Raw genomic sequence first — 21,220 nt, forward strand, 5'->3', positions numbered from 1 at the left:
GACATAGCCACTGGTTTCAACCATTGGGACGCAAGCAATCCATCATGAAATATGTCCCTGTGGTTAAAACCACGGGCTATGTTTGAAATAATGCTGAAAAACAAAAAAGAGACATAATAATGTGTTTCTCTTTTTATAAAATCAATGTATTATGCATTTGCTACACTCGGTTCCAAAATTTTATCCAACGTAATCGGCAAATCCCGAACACGTTTTCCTGTGGCATTAAAAACAGCGTTTGCAATTGCAGGCGCCATTCCTACCAAAGCAGTTTCGCCAAGACCTTTTGTTCCCATCGGATTACTGATTGGGTCTTTTTTATTGACAAAAAATACTTCTTGTTTTTCAATATCAGCATTTACCGGAACATGGTAATCGGCAAAATTATTATTTATCGGACGACCAAAACGATGATCGATTTCTAATGCTTCCATCAACCCCATTCCGATTCCGCCAACCGCTCCTCCGTACATTTGTCCGGCAGAAGTTTTCTGGTTGATTACAGTTCCAATATCAGCACACGAGACTACATGCGCCAACCTTATTTTTCCTAAATTCGGATTTACCAATACCTTTACAAAATGTACCGAAAACGAATAAATGGAGTATTTTTTCATTTCTTCATTTCCTTTGGATGTATTTTCGACTTCAAAATCTTCCGGCTTATTACTGCTAATTAATGAGGCTAAAGAAACTGTTTTAGAAGCATCTTTTGCAGAAGATATTACACCATTTGCAAAAGTTAAATCGGTAATAGGAGTTCCTTTAAAAGTTGAAGTTGCCCCGGCCAATCCAAGAACTTTACTTACCAGTAAATTACAAGAATCATGAACAGCAGAACCTACTGATGAAGTCGTTGCAGATCCTCCTTGTGTTGGACCTTTTGCTAAACCGCTTCTTCCCATTTGGATGATTACATTTTCACTTGGTAAACCCGTAATTTCGGCACCAATTGCCGTCATCATAGTTGCTGTTCCGGGACCCATGTCATTTACGCTACATTGTAAAACTAAATTTCCATCGGCCAAAAATTTTGCTTTTACAGAAGTTGGACTTCTGTAACATCCAAAAGTTCCTGTTCCCATTCCGTAACCTACCAGCCACTCACCTTCTTTTACTGAACCTGGTTTGTTTTTACGGTTTTTCCAGCCAATGCGTTCCATTCCGCCTTCGTAACAATCTAAAAGGTATTTACTACTCCAGGGTTTATTTTGTTCTAAATCTTTTTCGGCATAATTTAATTTGCGGAACTCAATTGGGTCCATATCTAATTTATGGGCTAATTCGTCCATTGCAGATTCTAAGGCGAAAGAACCAGTCGCTTCACCCGGACCACGCATCCAGATTGGTGTACAAGTATCCAGTTTTACAATACGATATCGGGTTGAAACATTATCACAATTGTAAATAAATCGGGACATGTTCACCGTTCCTTCCATAAAATCTTCATAACTTGAAGTCATCGCTACAGCTTCATGAGTTAAACCCGTCAGTTTACCTTCTTTTGTAGCACCTAAGCCCATTTTCTGAATCGTATAAGGTCTAAATCCTACATTGGTAAACATTTGCTCTCTGTGAAGTACTAATTTGACCGGACGATTTAATTTTTTAGCCCCAATTAAGGCTGCAATCTCATAAGGCCAGGTATGTAAGCCCATTCCGAAAGCACCTCCAAGATATTCTGAATTTACCGAAACATCTTCTGGCGGAATTCCAAATACACCTCCAATACTTTTTCTTGTCCCTTCAACACCCTGAGTTTTGGTGAAAACGGTTGGTTTGTTTCCCTCCCATTTGGCAATAATATTAGCCAGCTCCATAGGATTATGCACTTCTGTCGGAATTGTATATTCTTCTTCTAAAACAACAGCTGCATTTTTATAATTGTCAGGAACGCCGCGGTGATAATCATCACCTTTATCGGTCTCCACTTTTTTCTCTTTAACTTTTGCTTTTTGAAGATCCGTGATATGTTCTTCTTTGATATATTCTGCTTTGATTAAAGTCGCCGCATATTGCATACGCTCAAAAGTATCTGCAATTACCATTGCAATGGGCTGATCGTAATACAGAACCGTATCATCTTTAAAAACCTGAAGCGGTTGTCCAAAATTATGAGGATCTTTTGCTTTTTCGTAACCAGACGGTTTATCTACATTTAAATGCGAAATAACCGCCAAAACTCCCGGTGCCCATTCGGCTTTTTTGGTATCTATCGTTTTGATTCTTCCTTTTGCAATCGTACTTCCTACCAAACAGGCATACACTACACCATCCGTTTTATATTCAGCCGAATACGTCGCAGAGCCTGTTACTTTAGCAAATCCATCTACTCTATTTATATTACTTGTCTTGCTCATAATTCAAATTATTTAGATGATGCTATCGTTAATGCTTCTACAATTGCGTTTGGTCCCAGGGTTAATTTAAAATCATTATCTCCGTAACCTCTCGCGCCTTTCATCGCCAAATCAGCCGCTTGTCTGAAAATCGTTTCTGAAATTGTTTTTCCTTTTAGAAACTCTTCTGCTTCAGTAAGTCGCCATGGTTTATGTGCCACACCACCCATCGCAAGTCTGACATCATTGATTGTATTGTTTTGAATATCTAAAGCCGCGGCAACAGAAATCAAGGCAAAAGCATAACTGCTTCTGTCACGAACCTTTAAATAATGTACATTTTTAGTAAAGTTGTTATTCGGAATTTCAACTGAAGTGATCAATTCTTTATTTTGAAGTGTATTGTCTTTTTCTGGTGTATTTCCGGGAAGGCGATGAAATTCAGTAAATTTAATTTCTCTCTTCCCTTTTGGACCTTCCACTAAAACTGTCGCGTCCAGTGCCGCCAAAGCTACACACATATCACTCGGATGAACGGCAATACAACTATCAGATGCACCAAAAATAGCGTGCATACGATTTGATCCACCAATGGCACCACAACCGCTTTTTGGAACACGTTTATTGCAAGGCATATCTGTATTGTAAAAATAAGAACAACGCGTACGCTGCAACATATTTCCGCCAACCGTTGCCATATGTCTAATTTGCTGAGAAGCTCCGGCCGCTAAAGCCATTGCCAGCAAAGGGTGTTTTTCTATTATCGCTTTATCTTCGGCAACCTGACTGTTTTTTGCCAAGGCTCCAATAGAAGTTTTAGCCGTTAGGAATTCTATCTTTTTTAAATCTAATGCCGTTATATCAACCAATTTGTCCGGAGCCACAACGTTTTTCTTCATCAAATCGACAAGATTGGTACCTCCGGCAATAAACATAGCCGAATTTTCCTTGGCAATACTTGATACGGCAGAGCCCGATGATAATGCTTTTATGATTTGGAAGTTTTTCATGATAGCATCCCTCCTTCCTTAACTTCGGTTATAGCGTCAACAATATTGTGATAAGCACCACAACGACAAATATTACCGCTCATATATTCTCTAATCTCTTCTCTGCTGTTGGCATGACCTTCTTTGATACAGGCAATTCCTGACATGATTTGTCCGGGAGTACAGTAGCCACATTGAAAACCATCATTTTTGATAAAGGCTTCCTGCATTGGGTGTAGTTTTTTTCCTTTTGAAAGTCCTTCGATTGTAGTTACCTGAGCATTTTGCTGCATGGATGCTAATGTCAGGCAAGATAAAATTCTTGTGCCATTAACATGAACCGTACACGCACCACATTGTCCGTGATCACAACCTTTTTTAGTTCCGGTTAAATGTAACTGCTCACGAAGTAAATCCAGTAAAGTCGTACGAGGTTCCACATTGAGATTCTGTTTTACGCCGTTTACTTCAAGAGAAAGGGGAACCGTTTCCAGGTATTCCGCAATTTTTTCATCCCATTTCTTTTCAGAAGCCATTACTAATGAAGGCGGTGCCAAAGCTAGAGCGGTAAACAATCCCGACTTCTTTAAAAAGTCCCGACGAGATGCATTCGATTCATCTTCTGTCAATTTGTTTCTGGTTGATTTTTTGGCAGCCATACCTGGTATTTTTTAAGTTAGAAAAAATCAAAAAGTTATTCCTAACAAATTTAACAATCCTACGCAATAAATACTTATAAAATTCACACAAACTCGTAATTTAGTTGAGTAATAAATAAGAGCATTTTTAAATTACAAAATTGTATTTTTACGTCATTAAGCACTATTTATGCCTCAATTACCCAACATATATTTAGACAATAACGCTACCACTCGTCTTGATGAAAGAGTGCTCGGTGCTATGCTTCCTTATTTTACAAATCTTTATGCCAATGCCACCAGTGGTCATCTCGCCGGATTAGAAATTCAGGAAGCGGTCGAAAATGCCGCCTGGCAAACAGCGAAGCTAATTGGTTCCAATGAAGAAGAAATCATCTTTACTTCCGGAGCAACAGAATCGATTAATTTAGCTATTAAAGGTTTGGCAAATGAAAACAAAAAACATATAATAACAGTGGCAACAGAACACAAAGCTGTTCTTGAAACTTGTCATTATATGGAAAGTAATGGCTTCGAAGTTACGTACTTGCCGGCCGCTTCTGATGGGATATTAGATGTTAACATTTTAAGTGAGGTGATTACAAATAAAACACTGATTGTCATTGTAATGATTACTAATAATGAAACAGGTGTCATTCAGGATATTGCAAAAATATCAGGCATTGCACATGCTAAAAATGTGCTTTTTTTATGTGATGCAACTCAGGCAATTGGAAAGATGGCTATTGATGTGACAAAACTCGGAATTGATCTTCTGGCACTTTCTGCACATAAATTTTATGGTCCAAAAGGTGTTGGTGCCTTATACGTTTCGGCGGAAGCCAAAATAAAATTATTACCATTACTAAATGGAGGAAACCAACAAAGAAAACTTCGTAGCGGAACTTTAAATGTACCTGGAATTATTGGTTTAGGTAAAGCCGCTGAAATTGCTGTTTTAGAAACAGATAACAATCAGAATAGAATTAGACTATTGAGAGATCAGCTGGAAAATGGTCTCTTAAAAATTGCAGGATCATTCGTAAACGGAAATACTCAAAACCGAATTTGCAATACTACTAATATTTGTTTTCCGGGCGTTAATTCTGAGAACCTTATCTTGGCTTTGCAAAATATTTCAGTCTCCAATGGTTCATCGTGTTCTTCTGTGACATCACAACCTTCGCATGTATTGAAAGCTTTAGGTTTATCCGATTCAGCTGCTTTGAGTTCGATTCGATTTAGTTTAAGTCGATTTACAACTAAAGAAGAAATTGAAGAGACAATTGAAAGAGTCACCGATTTGATAAAACAATTAAAAGATAATTAAAGATAAAGTCGCTTATTTTTTTAATCGCGTAAAGGCGCAGAGACGCAAAGAAATAGCTTAAAATAAAACGTTGCGCGTTTGCGCGATTATTTTTAATTCAAATTTGCATCCCGAGGCTTCTGGATGCTTAAACCTTGCGAACATTGCGTAAATCTTAGCGTGCATTGCGGTTAAACTTACACCAATTTAAAATCCCGAAATAAGTTTATTGTAATCGTCTTCCGTATCAATATCGATATTGCCTTTTTCAAAAGAAACTGAAACCGTATCTTCTAAATATGCATTTATAATTTTTTTTGCTCCTTCTTGTCCTTGCAAAGTTGCTAATTCACCGAAGTATTTTTTATTAAAAAGCACTGGTGTTCCTACTGTTCCGGAATAGGCTGAAGCTACAATTCCTTTTTTGGTTTTGGAATGTTCCTTAATTAAACTCTCGAAAACGAGACTCGAAACGTACGGCTGATCGCATACGGCAAAAATGCAATTTTCACAATCCGGATATAAGTGTAATAATGTGTTAAGGCCCTTTACAATTGAAGATGACATTCCCATTTCCCAATCGGGATTAAAGCATATTTTTATTCGCGAAGGATCCTGTTCTTCTTCTATCAACTGATTGTTTGCACCAGTTACAACCATTATAACCACATCTGGCACTAAAAAAGCTTCTGCAATCGTATTTTTTAAAAGAGTAGAATCTTTGTATCCCAATAACTGTTTTGGCTGTCCCAATCTTGACGAATTTCCAGCTGCTAAAATTACAATGCCCGTCATCACCTTTTATTTAGATTATTACTTTTGAATCGTGTATTTTTTGTGTTTTGTATTTCAGTGAAGTTCCTCTTTTTCCACTCATGACAGCTTTAATTTCTGCTACAATCGATAAGGCAATTTCTTCTGAGGTTTCAGCACCAATATCAAGTCCAATTGGGCCATAAATACAATCCAATTGTTCTTCATTCAAATTTATTCCTTCGGCATTTAAATCGTCGAACATTCGGTTTAATTTTGATTTTGGTCCGAGAATACCAATGTATTTACAATCTCTCTTTAAAAGCAATCTTAAAACTGTCAAATCGTATTTGTAATCGTGCGTCATTAAAACGAAATAAGTTTGGTCATCAATAGGAATATTATCCAGAAATTCTTCCGACTTGACAACAAGGGTCTCTTTGGCTTCAGGAAAACGTTTTGCTGTCGCATGTGTTGCCCTTCCATCACCTACTGTTGTTTCCCATCCTAACAAAGATGCCATATTTACCAAAGGCTGAACATCATTTCCTGCACCGGCAACAACAAGAGCAATTACTGGCTCTATGCACTCGATTAATGCTTCGTTCTCATTGTTATCCTGTATTTTTTTTATCATGCTCATTTTACTTTCAAGTGCTTTTTTTACATCCGGAATAGTATTTATCACGATGTCATCACTATGTAAAATATCTGATTCTTGTCTGTAAAATAAAACAGTACCCATTTGTGGTGCATTTCTTTTAAGTGAAAAAATAGTTTCGATTATAGCTGTTTTTCGCTCTGTTTCCAATTGCGCTAAAAGTTGTATTGGATTATTAATTACATCATCCTTAATATATTCAAAAAGAATATGAACGATTCCGTTGCAGCCTAATTGCAGTCCAACTTCACTATCATTTTCATTGCTTGTATTGTAGGTAATTAATTTATTCTGTTGCTGATGAATGGACAAAAGCGCTTTTCGTAAAGCATCGCCTTCTAAACAGCCACCGCTTATCGCACCCGTCAGATTGCCATCTTCAGTAACCAGCATGCGCGCCCCAGGCTGACGATAAGACGAGCCTTCGACTTTTACAACAGTGGCCAAAGCAGTCTTTTTACCAGCTTTTTTTGCTTCTGAGTACGCTTTTAGAATTTCATTAATTTCCTTCATAGTAATAATGGTTACTAACAAAAATAAATGTTTTTTACGGTTAAAGTTTGATGTTTTTCTTAAATTTCATTTCTTACTTAAATTAAAATCTATTCTACATTTCGATATAAAGCGTTGAGCAGAGACGATAAGTTTTAAAATACGGATTAACTTACAAAAATATTTAATTTCCAAAATTCAATTCTAATTTCGCAGCAAATTAAAGCCGGAAATGAATTATCCAAAGTAAGACCTAAAGCGTAATTCTGATTGTACAATCTTTGCGTTTATATTATAGTTAGTAATTTAGAGCTGAAGCATTAATTAATTCAAAAAAAACAGTCTTCAAGAGCCTTTTGGGCTATTTTATTTTGCATCTTAAATTTCAAAAATCTATTTTCTTAGAAACAATCTTAAAATTAGATTATTATATCAATATATTTTTTCTATGAGCGTATTTATCTACCGAAGTTTTGTATTTTTATTAAAGCAAAGTTTATTTAATACCTAACTTAAAAATAAATAATATGGGAAAATTTGTAATTACTAAAAGAACTAACGGCGAATTCCAATTCAATTTAAAAGCAGGAAATGGACAAACAATTTTAACTAGCGAAGGCTATAGTACAAAAGCAGCTTGCCTTAACGGAATCGAATCAGTAAAGACCAATTCGCAGGACGACAGCAAATTTGACAAAAAAGAATCAAGCAACGGAAAACCATATTTCAATTTAAAAGCCAGCAACGGCCAAATTATTGGTGCCAGCGAAATGTATGAAAGTACATCAGCAAGAGATAACGGAATCGCATCCGTAAAATCAAATGCTCCCGACGCAACTACAGACGATCAAACATCATAAATTTATAGAAACAAATTAAGAACGAGGCCCTTCGAAGCCTCGTTTTTTTATATCATATTTGACCAAATTTTCTTTTATAACGATTTAATTCTTCTTCTGTTTTACTTAGAAGTTTTTCCAAAAGTTTGATTTTATCTTCATACAATTCTTTTAAGGCAACACTATTATCAGGATTAATTAAAATACTACCGTTGTTGCTATTTCCTTTTACGGTATTAATACTACTGAAATATCTTTCGCTATCAAAACTGATAATATCTTCTACACTAACTTCTAAAATTCGGGCTATTTCTACCAATTTAATATAAGATAAAATAGTTTTTCCTTTTTCAATTTTACTATAACCCGCCTGAGTAACGCCTAATTGATCTGCCATATATTCCTGAGTGTAATTTTTTAACTCTCTAATGCTTTTGATTTTACTTTTTATTGAAGTGGCCATAAGTTTGATTTGGGGGACATGTATAGCTAAATCAGCCGCTACTAAACTTAAGGATTGTAGCTATATTTTTTTTAGAAATCTGATACTGCTTCAAATGTAGGTCAATGAAACAGGATTTTTTTATTTTTTTTTCGTTGTAATTATGAAGCCATAAACAACAGCAACGGCAATAAAAATCAAGTCATAATCGGGTATTTCGGATAATAATCGATTCATTTTGATGTTCGCGTTTTTGTTTTCTGCACTATCTGATCGTATTGATAGTTAAGATACTGATCAATTTGTTTTCCTATTGCGGGGCGGTCTGAAGCACTAATTTTAACAACAACTTCTTTTTTATAAATGTCTTTTACCACGACATAATATTCAAAATCAACCTTGTTATGAAATCTTAAAATGATCAGGATCGCATAACACAGCAAAGTAGGCGTTATATAATACAGCGCAATTACATTGGTAAAAAGCATGCAATAATAAGCGAAAGCCGTAACTGCAATAAAAGCACAGTTTTCAAGAATGTAGGTTTTCTTTCTTTTAAGTAAAACGAGTTCTGCAATTTCATTAAAATCGTATTGCCATCGTATTGATCCATAGCAAAACTGCACCTGGTCATGAGTAAGGGAAATGAACATAGTAATTAATTGTTTTTAGAAATACAAGAATCTATCGTAAAGAAAACTCAAAATAAATCGATGATCAGGAGTTATTTCAAGCATCAAAAACGACACAAAAAACATAAAATGCTGCAACAGCACTTCATATCGCAATATTACGGAGAATCTCGATTTTTTTTCCTACAAACCACCTTATAGAATATAACTGGTGGTTGTAATTAAATCCAAAGTATCAATTTTTACTTATCATTTTAAAACAACGGATAGGGCTTTACTTATATATTTCTAATGCAAAAATTAAATTGCAGCTATTTTAATGTTTGATTTCAGACCGAAGAATAAAAATATAAAAGCCGGTTCTTTAAAAAAGACCGGCTTTTATATTTGCTGAAATTGTTTGCTGCTTTCAGTATTAAATGCTTTGATTATTAAGTCAAAAACAGGAAACTTATTCTATTTTTTATGGATCATATTTTCGATTCGCGAAAAAGAAATTTCAGGATTAGCACCAGGCGATTCGGCAACCAAAGCTCCAACCGCGCAGGCAAAATCAATAGCCGTTTGAGGCTCTTTGCCCGTTAATAATGAAGTAATCAAAGCCGCTAAAAACGAATCACCTGCTCCCACTGTATCAGCTACTTTTACAGGATACCCTTCATTTTCATAAAGTTCACCTTTCCAGTACAACAAAGCACCATCTCCGCCTCTGGTAACACAAATTCCTGTAGTATTAGTTCTCTCAGCGATAAAATGAATATTCTCTTCAATACCCACAAAAGGTGATTTTAAAGCTGAAGCAATTTCAAATAGCTCTTCGTCATTAAATTTGATAAAATCAGCCGATTGCATCAGGTTTTCAAGAATCTCATACGTATAATGTGGTTTTCTTAAATTGACATCAAAAACTTTGTAAACCTTAGTTTGCAACAATTCTTCGAGTGCTTTTCGAGATACTTCGTCACGACAAACCAAACTTCCGTAAATCAGAACGTCAGCGTTGCTTACTAAATCTTTAGCTTTATTGTTCAGAACAATTTTATCCCAGGCCGATGGATATTTGATTTCATAGGTAGCAGAACCTGTTTCGTTTAGAGTCACATTCACTAATCCTGTTGAGAATTCATCCGATTGCATGATAGCATTCGTTTCAAGTCCCAATTGTTTTATGTGATTTATAATTGCTTCTCCGTCATTATCTTTTCCTACGCAACTTATCATTGCCACATCGCAACCTAATGTTTTCATTCGTAAAGCAACATTTAATGGTGCGCCACCAATCTTCTTTTTATCGGGAAAAACATCCCATAGAACTTCTCCGTAGGCTACGGCTTTAAGGGGTTTATTTTGATTCATTTTAGGAATTTGTTTTTTGACTCTTTAATTTTTAAACAGAAAAAAGAGTGATCTATTGTTTTTTCCTTTAAGATTATTTAAAGAAATCTTATGTAGCTTTTTCATAAAAAGACGTGGCATACTTTAGCTTATATCACAACGCATTGTTGTCAATATTTGTTTAAAGCCCGCTTTTTCATAAGCTCTGATTGCTGCTTCGTTCTCATGGTACACCTGTAATCTTACCTCAGTTATTCCTTTGGATAAGATCCATTTTTTAAGATCATCCATCAATAGATTATTTAAACCATTTCCTCTCAATTCCGGACTCACATACATAAAACCCAGATACCCAAATAAATCATGTTTTTGATAAGATTCAGCTGCTCGAATTTGTGCGTAGCCACATCCAACAATTTGATCTTTATAGTCGATAACCAGCAGTTCTGACTTCTCATCAGATATAAAATCTGCTATGTTATAATAGAAGATTTCTCCCTCTTTAAGTGTTGGGTCAAATGGTCTTTCTGCTTCAACAAGAAATTGTAGAAATTCTGCGAGTTTTGGTAAATCGACAGTTGCGGCCCGCCTGATTGTAATGTCTTTTATATTTACTTCCATATTTCAAATTTACAAAAAAATGATTTTTGAATAAAATTCACTCTTCAAAGAATTGAGGACGGAGTACAATTCTTAATATAAAAGAAATCAAAGTACTATTTATTACCTCCATACGTAATTGTCCAATTCAAACGATCTAATTCCTTAATTGTAAAAAAATACTTTTTATTGTAAATATTGTTACTAAATATTGTTTCCCAACCATATTTATCTACACTGTCTTTTTTAACAATATAATATCTTATCTTTTGATTATCACAAGTTTTAATATATTCTTCCCAACGAGGTTTGACTATCAAATTACAATCATCCTCTTTGGCTTTTGTTTCATGCGGAGGGAAGGAATATTCTGGAAGGCTATGCATTGTAGTCAATTCGTGTTGAAGATAAAAACAATATATACTATTATTAGATTTGTTGCGGGTAGTAATACCTCTACTATCCGTAATATCCATACAAGATGTTAATAACGAAAGTAAAATCATACTATATAATTTTAAGTTTTTCATGCTAAGGATTAAAAGGTTTAAGACCATATCTTATCTTATAGACTACGTTCACGAACGAGACGCCCGATCGAGGGGGGAACTTCAGGCTTAAAAGTGAAATATACGAACAAAATAAGTCACAGCGTGACGTTATATTTATAGAAATACAGAAATCGATAATCAAAAGCTCCATGGGAGCGAAATATATCGCTCCTATGGCGCTTTATAAAATGACATTTATTATCTAACTATAAACATGATGCTCCTCTGGAGCTCCTGAATTAAAATTTCAGATTGTTAGTCCCTCGCTTTCCGAAGTGTTCTTGTTTATACTGCCCTCCCGTTAGCGCGGGAAAATCGAAAAATTCAATTGTGCCTCTTCTGGCCAGATCGTAAAATATAATTCTCCATTTTCTTTATTAATTTGTAAATCAATAACAGGATTCTGATTACCCTCTACTTCAACAATTATAGAATTTGCATCCTGTAATTCAAAAGCAGTTCCTTCAGGTTCCAGATAAATATTTACTTTTTTACCAAAATTATTACTTAATTTAAGTTCCGTTTTTTTTATTTTAATTGCAATAATTTAAAAACACTTAGCTAGTCTTCCAAAATCAGTTAATATCAATTTCTAAAATAGTTTGGTCATTTTTATTATAATTTCTCGCTGAACTATATTTCCAATCCACCGAAATAATTTACGTTCACGGGCGAGAAGCTCGATCGCGGAGGAATTTCAGGCTTAAAAGTGAAATATACGAACAAAATAAGTCACAGCGTGACGTTATATTTATAGAAATACAGAAATCGATAATCAAAAGCTCCATAGGAGCGAAATATATCGCTCCTATGGAGCTTTATAAAATTACACATAATATTTAACTATAAACATTAAGCTCCTCTGGAGCTCCTGAATTAGAATTTCAGATTGTTAGCCGTCCCAAAACAAATATAACTTTAAAACAAAAAAACCGTGCAAAGTCCTTTGCTAGCGCGAGCGTCCCGCTCGTGAACACAATCAAAATCAATTGTTGTCAATTTCAAAAGCAATTTAAACAAAAAAGCGCACAGTTAATACTATGCGCTTTTTTTATGTAAATCTTTAGACTCAAATAATAATTATTCCAATATAAAAACAACTAATCCCCTTGCGCCGTGCGCACCCAAAACCAATGATTGTTCAATATCAGCAGTCTTAGAAGGTCCCTGCTCTGCAAAGTGTTCATTGTAGACGCTGCGCAAATGTCTCTGACTTTGCGCCATTTTAAACAAATATAATTCAAAAAAGGAAACCTCATAAAGTCTCTGACTTTAAAAGTAATTTTCTTAGAATGTTGTTTGCCGAATATAAAAATAATCAAGGCAATATAAAAATTAAGCCGTAAAAAGTCGGGAGACTTTTATCAGGTTTAGAATTTCTTAGATGTAAAAAAATTGCGCAAAGTCAGAGACATTTGCGCAGCTTTCATAAGGAAGACTTCGTTGAGAAGTTTGCAGCAAGAAGACTAATTTCTGTGACTAATTGATTATAATTTTTAAAATATAATGGAGATACAATTAATTTTTCACCATTTTCTAAGTTAAATATATGTCTATAATAACCAGGAGTAATTTGACCTACCTCAGAACTATATGAACCATTAATAAATTCTTTGTTTGAACTTTTGATAGATGCATAAGAAATTCTTTCTGTCTTTCGTGATAGAAAGAAAATTTTTGTGATTGTTTTTTCTTCCACGACGAGTGTATAAATAGAATTTAAGTTGTAGAATAAAACTAAACATCCCAATATTAAAAGAAAAAATATGGGGAAATAAACATCAGCATCTTTTTTATAATAAATCTTAACATCTAAAAGCAAACCACTTAAACCAATACAAATAATTGGAATAATTGCATTTCTCAAAAGATAAAGTTTTTCAAATTTTGAAACTACTATCATTTTTTATTTATTAATCTCCACTCTCAGAATTACTTTTATTTATGCTACGCCAATATCCCTGACTGTACGACATTTTAAACAAATATAATCTAAAAACAAAAAACTGTGCAAAGTCAATGACCTATACACAGTTTTAATCAAAATTTTTATTGAGTTTTTAATCCATCAAAAAAACAACCAACCCTCGCGCGCCATGCGCACCCAAAACCAATGATTGTTCAATATCAGCAGTTTTAGAAGGTCCGGCGATAAAAGTACCGAAACCATATTCCTGATCTCCAATTCTGTCATAAGCTTGGTGCATTGTCGGAATAAGGTCTTTTTTATTTACTATGATAGCCAGATATTGCGTTATGAAAGGAGCAACACGTTGTCCCAAAATGTCATCGGTTACCCAAAGCGCACTATTTTCAGCTACTCCAAAATGGGCTTTTATGATCGTTAATTCAACATCTTTAAGCGAATGTGGGTCATCGTTTGTCCAATCTAACAGGGCAATTTCAGACAGTTCCGGAAGTGTACTTATAATTCGTTTCTCCAGTGGATAATTATTCCTGATATACGTTAGTACTTCATTATAATCAGCCACTTCTACTGGATTTCCTCCAATATTTTTCAATACTGTCTTATACATTTCCAAAACATCAAACTGATCAGAACCTAATACATTTAAATTTGGCAAATCTGCAATTCCGTTTGGTTGACTATTTTTTATCTTTTGTAAAATTTCCGCTTTACTACTCATCTTTTTTCGCTTTAGATTCCCTTGAATTTTTCTTGTACCATTCTCTAAAAGATTCCTCCGGAACTTCTGGCATTTCGCGTTGATCGTACCATTTGTTCATTTTGTTATTCACCAATCCCGGAATGTTTTTCATTACAAATCTTCCAGATTTACCAGCTAAATTAAATACCGTAGGATTCGCTAAAACGGTTGCCATCGTTTTCATTGCAATCGTTTTTGAACTTGGCGTATGCCCTTCTTTTACCAAAACCTGACGCCATTTGTACAACTGATCGTGAATATCAATTTTCACCGGACATACATTGGTACACGAGCCACAAAGTGTACTTGCAAAAGGCAAATCGGCATTTTTGCTCATGTCTAAATTAGGCGCTAAAATCGACCCAATTGGTCCGGCAACGGCATTATGATAACTATGTCCGCCACTTCTTCTGTACACGGGACAAGTGTTCATACAAGCACCACAACGAATACATTTTAAAGAGTTTCTGAAATCTGGTCTTCCTAACTGAGTGCTTCTTCCGTTATCAACAATAACAACGTGAATTTCTTTTCCGTTTCTTGGCTTTTTAAAATGACTTGAAAAAGTCGTGATCGGTTGTCCTGTTGCGCTTCTGGCTAATAATCTCAGGAAAACACCTAAATGTTTACGTTGCGGAATCAGTTTTTCGAATCCCATACAGGCAATGTGTACATCGGCTAAATGCGCCCCCATATCAGCATTTCCTTCATTCGTACAAACTACAAATTCGCCTGTTTCTGCAATGGCAAAATTCACTCCTGTTAAAGCGGCTTTTCTAGTTAAAAACGTATCACGAAGTTCGCGTCTTGCCGATTCGGTTAAATATTGAGGATCAAAATTTCCTTTTTCAGTTCCTAAATGTTCGTGGAAGGTTTCGCTAACATCTTCTTTTTTAAGGTGAATGGCCGGCAAAACAATATGGCTTGGTGGTTCTTTACGAAGCTGAACGATGTATTCTCCTAAATCAGAATCGATAACTTCGATGCCTTTATCGGCTAAATAATCATTCAGATGGCATTCTTCTGTAAGCATTGATTTTGATTTCACCATTTGCTTAACCTCATGCTTTTGCAAAATCGAATGCACAATTTCATTATGTTCTTTTGCATCGGCAGCCCAATGTACAATAATTCCGTTTTTTTGAGCATTAGCTTCAAAATCACTTAAATAATCGTGCATATTGGCCAGCACATTATTTTTGATTTGAGAAGCCGTTTCACGAAGCAATTCCCAATCCGGAATTTGATGTGCCGATTTATCTCGTTTTTCACGAACAAACCAAAGCGTTTCATCATGCCAGTTCACACGCTCCACATCTTTGTTAAAACGTGTTGCGGCCTCGCTGTGTTCTACTATTTTTTCTGAAGACATCTTATATTACTTTACTATAAAACTGATCGTTCTATACTTAATTTTTATTCTCAAAATTCACTACATTTTCATGAATATTCTGATTTCCCTGAACTACATCTGCATGAACATTTTTCAGGAATATATTTTCTACAGGCAATTCTTTCTGAGCTAAAATTCTCGATATAAACTTCACATCTGTTGCTTTTACATTCTCCAGATATACATTTTTTATCGGAGTGAGTTTGCGTTCAATTGTCGGAACAAGATCGCGCCATTGATATAAAACATCCGTTTCAATACCCAGAATTCCGGCATCAATTTTACCCGCTGTAATATTGGTCATATGAATGTTATTCACGAATCCTCCTCTTCTTTCATTTGTTTTAATGAACAAAAGATGATTCAGTTTTGCGCCATCCACGACAGTGCAATTATCAATAAAAACATTTTCTATTCCGCCAGATAATTCACTTCCGATTGCTACTAATTGATGTCCGTTTTTTACGGTGCAATTGCGCATTACGATATTTTTCGAAGGCGTATTTAGATTCCAGGCATCGATACCACATCCCGATTTAATCGCAATCGCATCATCGCCTTGGTCAAAAACACAATTTTCGATCAATACATTTTGAGACATCTCTGGATCAACACCATCATTATTATGTCCGTGAGCATACACATGAAGGTTTCTGATTACAACATCTTTTGAAAAAAACGGATGAATCGTCCAAAATGGACTATTCGTTATTTTAACGCCATCCATTAAAACATTTTCACAACGATTAAACTGAATAAAATGAGGACGCAAATTTGCCGTATCATTTACCATTTGTCTTTCTTCTACAGGTTTTTTATAGGAAGCCAAATAGTATAATCTTTTCAGGCTTTCCATATGCGCTTTTGGACGCGCAAACCATTTGGTCCATACGTCCATTTTAGCTTTTAATTCACCTTCGCCTGTAATCGCAATATTTTTACATTGATACGCATAAATCAGCGGTGAATAATTGTAGCATTCATAACCTTCCCAAGTGGAACGAACTGCTGGCAAATAATCGTTTGGGTCTTCTGAAAAAAGCAAAACAGCACCTTTATTCAAATGTAAATTTACATTGCTTTTAAAGTGGATTTTCTTTGTTAACCATTCGCCTTCCGGGATAACAACTGTTCCTCCACCCGCTTTATTGGCTTTAGAAATCGCTTTGCGGATAGCTTCTGACGTTTTTTCTTTATCACCTTTTACAGCTCCAAAATCAACAATCGAAAATGCCTCACACTTGCTAAAATCAGGAATTTTTATCGCTGGCATTTCAAAAGGAGCCTTTACTATAACTTCTTGTAAAGTCACACCCGACTTGTCTTTTTTAAAGGATAAAAAAACAAGCGAAACTAATAGTGCAAAACAAAACGTTATTTTTTTCATGATCAATTTATTTCTTTTAAACACCTAGAATCATAGATTGCATAGCTTATAAAAAGGTGTTTCACTTACTTACATCTTATTCAAAAGAAAAAAGCTATGTTTCTATGTGTTCAATTTTTTTCTAGCTTGTCAGCGTGTTTAATATTTCTGCAATATGTATCGTTTTTATGTTGCTTTTTTGTCTTTTTAGAATGCCTTCTAAATGCATTAAACAAGACATATCTCCTCCTGTAATAAAATCAACATTGTGGTTTTCATGGTCTTTAATTCGGTCTTGTCCCATTTTTACAGAAACCGCTTCTTCGGTCACACAAAATGTACCGCCAAAACCACAACACTCATCTTTTCTCGTTAAAGAAACCAAATCGAGTCCTTTTATATTGTGCAATAATTGTTCTGGTTTAGAGAAAAATGGTGCGTTTAATTCGGTCATCTGCGAAAGCTTTAAACCACGTTGTCCGTGGCAGCTAACATGCATTCCGACTCTGTATGGAAAATTCCCGTCTATATGATCTACTTTTAAGATATCAGTAATAAACTCGGTTAATTCGAAGACTTTTTTACGCATTTCAGTCGCTAATTCTTCGTTCTTCTCATCATGCAAATGATCTTTCACATGCAAAACACAACTTCCTGAAGGGCAAACGATATAATCAAAACCAGCAAAATTAGCTATAAAATTGGCATCGCAGCCTTTTGTTAAATATTGGTATCCGCTGTTTGCCATGGGTTGTCCGCAACAGGTTTGTCCCATCGGAAACTGAACATCACATCCTAATTTTTGTAAAAGTTCGTAGGTTGCAATAGCTACTTTTGGGTAAAACTGGTCAACGTAACACGGTATAAAAAGTCCAACTTTCATATTCTTGGTATTTTAAAACACATAATAACTATGTGTTAAATATTTTCTCTCGCAGATTTAGCAGATTGAATAGATTTTATTTTAATCTTTTTAATCCTTTAATCTGTGGCTATTATTTTATTTCAGGCAGATCTAATTTCATTTTTGTCATCCTGACGAAGGAAAGATCTCCACAAGTTGCCCTGCAAAGATTGGCGATTTTGTTTGCCGAGCTACTTGTGGAGATTCCTCGTTCCTCGGAATGACAAAACTAAACTTAATAACAAAAAAACTTTTAAATCCTTTAATCTATAAACTATTATTTTTCACAGATCGAGCAGATTTTTAATTTTTAATTCTAAATTTTTAATTCAATTAATGCTTGTAAAACTTCAAATCAATTAAATCGTTCTGAATTGGCTTTGGATTCCAGTTTTCATGAATGGCCAACGCAGCTCCCAAAGCACTAGCCTGCGCCATTGACGCTGCATACACTTCTACATCTGGATAAGCTTCTGCCAGTAAATTCATGAAAATTGAATTTTTACTAAATCCTCCATCCACAAAAATCTTCTTAACCGGACTGTTATGAATCACTAAATTAGTCGAAAAAACTTGTTGTTCAACAAGATCTAACATTAATTGATGATAGGCAATATCGTAACTTTTAAAAGTAGAAAGATCTCTTTTTTGAAATGGACATTCCTTTAGTATATCAAAATCATATTTCTTTGGATAAACAATCTGAAAATTTAAAGCCCTTAAATTGGATACTATTTTTTTATCAAAATAAACATCTTTAAAAGTATCAAATGGCACATTAAAATGCTCGGCTAGTCTTTTGGCTTGAATTTCATGCTCATTTCCTGCAAATAAACGAGCCGCTTTTACAGGCTTCTCGGTATATTGCATATAACACAAACAATCTTGCTTTAATTCTTCAAAAGTTAAAGGTTTGTTATTGAAAGGATTCAGAGAAATACTCCAGGTTCCTGTTGATAATAAAACAAACGGTTCCGTAAAGTTAATCGTGTACGGAATTATTGCCGATGAGCTATCGTGCAAACCAACACCAATCGCTAATCCATCTTCTTTTTTGATGATGTCTTTTCCAAAATGAAGCGGTGGAATCTTAGCAATTATCTCTTCTTTTTTAAGCCATTTGTGATACTTCATCTTTTTGAAATTCCAAAGATTAGTATGACAACCAATACTTGTAATATCAGAATAGGCCTCACCAGTTAAAAGAAAACTAAGATATTGCGGCAAATGCAGGCAATGTTCTACCTGATTAAACAACACTGGTTTTTCTTCTTTCAGACGGTAAATTTGCATTCCCGAATTAAGACTTCCTAAAACAGGAGAAGCTGTTTTTACTGCAAAAACTTCTTCTCCTTTGTATTTTTTATAAAATTCCTGCTTTAGTTCCTCCGGATAATCTTTTAGGTAATTATACAGAGGTGTCAGGTTTTTGCCTTCTTTATCTATATAGACAAAACTGGCTCCGTACGTGCTGAAATTTATTGCTTTTAGAACGTAGTTTGTCAGGTTTTTTACTTCTGCCAAACATTCAAATATCCAGTTTTTGAGTAACTCAATATCCTCGCAGGGAAAACCATCTTCGTCGACCGTTTCATCAAAATTTACTGATTTTTCCCAAACAATTCTATAATTTTCATCAAATAGAAAAACCTTTTTGTTTGTTTTGCCAATATCAAAAATTGCAACTACATTCATTTTGTTAATTGTAAATTATAAATTGTGAATTATAAATTGTGAATCATGTTTGATAGAATTATGTTTTTTACCTTAAGACCTAAGTATTATTATCAAAGCCTGTTTGTTTTTATATCAAACAAGTTTAAGAAGCGATAGTCTAAGAGCTCATCCTCATAATTAACAATTAACAATTCACAATTCATAATTATAATCCTGTTGCCATTGTTTTTAGTCCTCTTTCTCCAATTAGATTTCCTCTAACATCAAGACCACGATATAATGCAACCGGATTTAATGCTGCACCAGAACGCAAACGTGCTTCAGCAACTAATGCGCGAACATCTGTGCGGAAAGCATTTTGCAATATTTCCTGTGCTTTTACAACATCATTTTCTTCCTGAGCAATTTCTAATGCTTTTCTGTCCACTAAAAGTGCCTGAGCATAAGCAATCATAATCGCTTCAACTGATTGTAATAAATCTTCTAACGGATCTTTGATATTATGAGAAGCATCGATCATCCAGCCTAAATCTTTAGCATGGTTCATCCCTCTTGCATCCATTCCTTCAACCAATTCATTGAAAATCAAGAATAATTGGTATGGTTTTAAAGCTCCAGCCGTTAAATCGTCATCTCCATATTTCGAATCATTAAAGTGGAAACCACCTAATTTTCCTTCCATTAATAATAAAGAAACGATTTGCTCGATATTGGCATTTGGTAAATGGTGTCCTAAGTCAACCAAAGTTTGCGCCTTATCTCCTAATTTTTTCACATAAGAATAAGATTGGCCCCAATCTGCTACTGTAGTGGAGTAGAAATTAGGTTCTGCACATTTGTACTCTAAAAACAATTTCCAGTTTGAAGGTAATGCAGCGTAGATTTCTTCTAAACTTTCTAATGTATTTTGATAGGCTTTACGGAAGTTTAATTGTCCCGGAAAAGAAGATCCATCAGCCAACCAAACGGTTAAAGATTCTGACCCTAACTCAATTCCGTGTTTGATAACCTCAATATTATGAGCAATTGCTTGTTTACGAATAGCTTTGTTTGCATTTTGTAAAGAACCAAATTTATAAGAATGCTCCTGTGTTGCCTGATCCTGAAAAGTATTCGAATTCATGGCATCAAATTTTAATCCGTGTTGTCCGGCTAAGTTTTTTATTGCCTGATAATCTGTTGGAATATCCCACGGAATGTGTAAAGAAATCGCTCCGGAAGCATTGTTTAACGCATGAAGCAAACCTACATCTTCGATCTTTTCTTCTATAGAACGTGGCTCTCCACCTCCTGGAAAACGCCCAAATCTTGTTCCTCCTGTACCTAAAGCCCAAGATGGAATTGCGATTTGAAAATCGATTAATTTTTGAATAATTGATTCTGTTTCACCAACTTCAGATGTTGTAAAGGCAAATTTATTTTGGTGTTTTTTTAATAACTCATCATTATGAGATTCTATTTTGTTTGCTCCAATTAACATATTCTTTTTTCTTTTAATGGAATTACAATCGATAAATATATGCAATGAATTCCTGTTTAACTAACCTATTTTATGCAATATTGTTTGTTTACTAATTTCTTCATCTTTAAAAAATCTAACGTCCGAGGGCCGTCGGACGTTAATTTCACAA

At 34.8% G+C, this 21,220-nt stretch carries 20 protein-coding genes; 2 read left to right on the forward strand and 18 right to left on the reverse strand.

What is annotated here, in order from left to right; genetic code table 11:
• Positions 1–149: 149 nt before the first annotated feature.
• From B0A65_RS18995 to B0A65_RS19005, 3 genes are read right to left on the reverse strand one after another with little or no spacing between them, the layout of a single operon-like run.
• Complete coding sequence (locus B0A65_RS18995; RefSeq protein ID WP_074663439.1) at positions 150–2,360, reverse strand: xanthine dehydrogenase family protein molybdopterin-binding subunit; 2,211 nt, start codon at positions 2,358–2,360, stop codon at positions 150–152.
• Positions 2,361–2,368: 8 nt separating this feature from the next.
• On the reverse strand, positions 2,369–3,349 hold the full coding sequence (locus B0A65_RS19000) for an FAD binding domain-containing protein (RefSeq protein WP_074663436.1): 981 nt from the start codon (positions 3,347–3,349) through the stop codon (positions 2,369–2,371).
• Complete coding sequence (locus B0A65_RS19005) at positions 3,346–3,987, reverse strand: 2Fe-2S iron-sulfur cluster-binding protein (protein ID WP_074663433.1); 642 nt, start codon at positions 3,985–3,987, stop codon at positions 3,346–3,348. The genes B0A65_RS19000 and B0A65_RS19005 overlap by 4 nt, the downstream gene beginning before the upstream one ends.
• Before the next feature lie 169 nt (positions 3,988–4,156).
• Here B0A65_RS19005 and B0A65_RS19010 point away from each other — a divergent pair, with 169 nt between their 5' ends.
• The gene (locus B0A65_RS19010; RefSeq protein ID WP_074663431.1) at positions 4,157–5,296 is read left to right on the forward strand and encodes a cysteine desulfurase family protein; all 1,140 of its coding nucleotides are present in this window, start codon (positions 4,157–4,159) and stop codon (positions 5,294–5,296) included.
• Positions 5,297–5,482: 186 nt separating this feature from the next.
• Here the strand turns inward: B0A65_RS19010 and B0A65_RS19015 are convergent, their stop codons facing one another.
• Both B0A65_RS19015 and B0A65_RS19020 read right to left on the reverse strand, forming a co-directional pair.
• Positions 5,483–6,070, reverse strand: coding sequence for a nucleotidyltransferase family protein (locus tag B0A65_RS19015; RefSeq protein ID WP_074663429.1), 588 nt, complete (start codon positions 6,068–6,070; stop codon positions 5,483–5,485).
• Positions 6,071–6,080: 10 nt separating this feature from the next.
• Positions 6,081–7,223, reverse strand: a complete 1,143-nt coding sequence (locus tag B0A65_RS19020) for an XdhC family protein (protein WP_242670314.1) — start codon at positions 7,221–7,223, stop codon at positions 6,081–6,083.
• Positions 7,224–7,708: 485 nt separating this feature from the next.
• On the opposite strand from B0A65_RS19020, the gene B0A65_RS19025 reads away from it, so the two are divergent.
• Positions 7,709–8,041, forward strand: a complete 333-nt coding sequence (locus tag B0A65_RS19025; protein WP_074663424.1) for a YegP family protein — start codon at positions 7,709–7,711, stop codon at positions 8,039–8,041.
• Between the two features lie 52 nt (positions 8,042–8,093).
• Here B0A65_RS19025 and B0A65_RS19030 read toward each other — a convergent pair whose 3' ends face one another.
• From B0A65_RS19030 to B0A65_RS19085, 13 genes are all read right to left on the reverse strand, one after another.
• Complete coding sequence (locus B0A65_RS19030; RefSeq protein WP_074663421.1) at positions 8,094–8,483, reverse strand: helix-turn-helix transcriptional regulator; 390 nt, start codon at positions 8,481–8,483, stop codon at positions 8,094–8,096.
• 212 nt (positions 8,484–8,695) lie between these two features.
• Entirely contained in the window at positions 8,696–9,115 is a 420-nt protein-coding gene (locus B0A65_RS19035) for a hypothetical protein (RefSeq protein ID WP_074663418.1), read from the reverse strand.
• A 435-nt stretch (positions 9,116–9,550) separates the two neighbouring features.
• Positions 9,551–10,450 (reverse strand): carbohydrate kinase family protein, encoded by a 900-nt coding sequence (locus B0A65_RS19040; protein WP_074663416.1) that lies wholly within the window; start codon positions 10,448–10,450, stop codon positions 9,551–9,553.
• 123 nt (positions 10,451–10,573) lie between these two features.
• Positions 10,574–11,050 (reverse strand): GNAT family N-acetyltransferase, encoded by a 477-nt coding sequence (locus B0A65_RS19045; RefSeq protein WP_074663413.1) that lies wholly within the window; start codon positions 11,048–11,050, stop codon positions 10,574–10,576.
• A gap of 95 nt (positions 11,051–11,145) precedes the next feature.
• Positions 11,146–11,535 carry a hypothetical protein gene (locus B0A65_RS19050; RefSeq protein ID WP_123890382.1) on the reverse strand — a complete coding sequence of 130 codons (390 nt, stop codon included), beginning with the start codon at positions 11,533–11,535 and terminating at the stop codon, positions 11,146–11,148.
• A gap of 1,125 nt (positions 11,536–12,660) precedes the next feature.
• Positions 12,661–12,804, reverse strand: a complete 144-nt coding sequence (locus B0A65_RS23570) for a hypothetical protein (RefSeq protein WP_242670315.1) — start codon at positions 12,802–12,804, stop codon at positions 12,661–12,663.
• A 202-nt stretch (positions 12,805–13,006) separates the two neighbouring features.
• Entirely contained in the window at positions 13,007–13,483 is a 477-nt protein-coding gene (locus B0A65_RS19055; protein WP_074663408.1) for a hypothetical protein, read from the reverse strand.
• A gap of 157 nt (positions 13,484–13,640) precedes the next feature.
• Entirely contained in the window at positions 13,641–14,228 is a 588-nt protein-coding gene (locus B0A65_RS19060) for a LutC/YkgG family protein (RefSeq protein ID WP_074663405.1), read from the reverse strand.
• Positions 14,221–15,621, reverse strand: a complete 1,401-nt coding sequence (locus tag B0A65_RS19065; RefSeq protein WP_074663403.1) for a lactate utilization protein B — start codon at positions 15,619–15,621, stop codon at positions 14,221–14,223. The genes B0A65_RS19060 and B0A65_RS19065 overlap by 8 nt, the downstream gene beginning before the upstream one ends.
• Before the next feature lie 37 nt (positions 15,622–15,658).
• A complete protein-coding gene (locus B0A65_RS19070) occupies positions 15,659–17,029 on the reverse strand; it encodes a glycoside hydrolase family 28 protein (RefSeq protein WP_074663400.1) in 1,371 nt (456 codons plus the stop codon).
• Between the two features lie 121 nt (positions 17,030–17,150).
• Complete coding sequence (locus B0A65_RS19075; RefSeq protein WP_074663398.1) at positions 17,151–17,891, reverse strand: (Fe-S)-binding protein; 741 nt, start codon at positions 17,889–17,891, stop codon at positions 17,151–17,153.
• Positions 17,892–18,245: 354 nt separating this feature from the next.
• The gene (locus B0A65_RS19080) at positions 18,246–19,607 is read right to left on the reverse strand and encodes an FGGY-family carbohydrate kinase (RefSeq protein WP_074663395.1); all 1,362 of its coding nucleotides are present in this window, start codon (positions 19,605–19,607) and stop codon (positions 18,246–18,248) included.
• 187 nt (positions 19,608–19,794) lie between these two features.
• Complete coding sequence (locus B0A65_RS19085) at positions 19,795–21,069, reverse strand: TIM barrel protein (protein WP_074663392.1); 1,275 nt, start codon at positions 21,067–21,069, stop codon at positions 19,795–19,797.
• Positions 21,070–21,220 lie beyond the last annotated feature (151 nt).

The organism is Flavobacterium frigidimaris (assembly GCF_002217275.1).
In the GTDB taxonomy this organism is placed as follows: Bacteria; Bacteroidota; Bacteroidia; order Flavobacteriales; family Flavobacteriaceae; genus Flavobacterium; species Flavobacterium aquidurense.